We start from the raw sequence: 1,220 nt of genomic DNA, 5'->3' as shown, positions 1-1,220 counted from the left end.
TGTAGATACCCCAAAAATTAGGGCAGTAAGTTTAATCATTAAATTTACTGAATATGACACGAAGAAAGTTTACCCCGAAGTTCAAGACCAAGGTGGTATTGGAAGCCTTGAAAGAGCGGCATAGCCTTGCCGAACTTGCCCAGAAGTACGAGATACACCCGACCCAGATCAGCGCATGGAAGCGCGATTTCCTCGATGGGGCCGAGCAGGTGTTCGAATCGGGCAAGAAGGATGCCCGCAGCGAGACCGAAAGGGAGAAGGACAAACTTCTAAAGGCCATAGGCCAGTTGAAGGTCGAGAACGATTTTTTAAAGGACGCCTTGCGCTGAGACCACTCTCCGAACGCAGAAAAATGATACGCAAGGGTCATTCCAAGATGAGCATTGTAAAACAATGCGAAACATTGTCGGTCCATCGTTCCGGGCTGTACTATAAGCCCAGGGGCGAGACCGAACTGAACCTGAAGCTCATGCGGGAGATGGACGAACATTATCTCCACCACCCTTTCAAAGGGGCCAAGCGGATGCACATCTGGCTGACCAAAGACAAAGGCTATAAAGTGAGCAGGAACCGGATCGAACGGCTCTATTACAAGGTAATGGGGCTTAGGGCGGTACTTCCGGGAAAGCACACCTCCCGAAGGTGCAAGGACCACAAAACGTATCCCTACCTGCTACGCAACCTGACAGTTGACAGGCCCAATCAGGTATGGGCAACCGACATCACCTATATCCCCATGCAACAGGGATATCTCTACCTGGTGGCCATCATCGACCTGCACAGCCGCTATGTCCTGAACTGGAGCGTGTCCAATTCCATGGATGCCCAATGGTGCAGGGAAACATTGGAAGAGGCCATAGGTGAGCACGGGACACCTGAGATCCTCAATACGGACCAGGGGAGCCAGTTCACCGCCGAGGAGTTCGCCAATTATGTTTTGGGCCAGGGAATACGCCTGAGCATGGACGGTAAGGGAAGGGCCACGGACAATGCCTTTATCGAAAGGCTATGGAGGAATGTAAAATACGAGAAGATATACCTGAACCCTCCAAGGGACGGTATGGACCTTTATCTGTTATTGGCAGAGTACTTTGATTATTACAACCATGAAAGAAGACACCAGTCCATCGACTATGAAAGACCTATCGATCTATTTAAGAGAGCGGCTTGAATTATATTAGTTTTGTAGAGAAACTGTCCTAAAGATCGGGGTATCTACA

The 1,220-nt window shown here is 49.6% G+C and carries 2 protein-coding genes; both read left to right on the top strand.

The genetic code is table 11. The features are described 5' to 3' along the window. Window positions 1-53 precede the first annotated feature (53 nt). On the top strand, window positions 54-329 hold the full coding sequence (locus PY092_RS19630) for a transposase (protein ID WP_072882405.1): 276 nt from the start codon (window positions 54-56) through the stop codon (window positions 327-329). Window positions 330-352: 23 nt separating this feature from the next. Next, window positions 353-1,171 (top strand): IS3 family transposase, encoded by an 819-nt coding sequence (locus tag PY092_RS19625; protein ID WP_127136440.1) that lies wholly within the window; start codon window positions 353-355, stop codon window positions 1,169-1,171. Window positions 1,172-1,220: the final 49 nt, after the last annotated feature.

It is taken from the genome of Flagellimonas yonaguniensis, assembly GCF_029193885.1.
GTDB lineage: Bacteria > Bacteroidota > Bacteroidia > Flavobacteriales > Flavobacteriaceae > Flagellimonas > Flagellimonas yonaguniensis.
Note: the sequence above shows the minus strand (reverse complement) of the source record. Positions and strands in the feature narration are given on the sequence as shown.

What these genes read in the sequence shown, in the direction of transcription:
- PY092_RS19630 (WP_072882405.1), top strand. Translation starts at nt 54, where the DNA reads ATGACACGAAGAAAGTTTACCCCGAAGTTCAAGACCAAGGTGGTATTG.
- PY092_RS19625 (WP_127136440.1), top strand. Translation starts at nt 353, where the DNA reads ATGATACGCAAGGGTCATTCCAAGATGAGCATTGTAAAACAATGCGAA.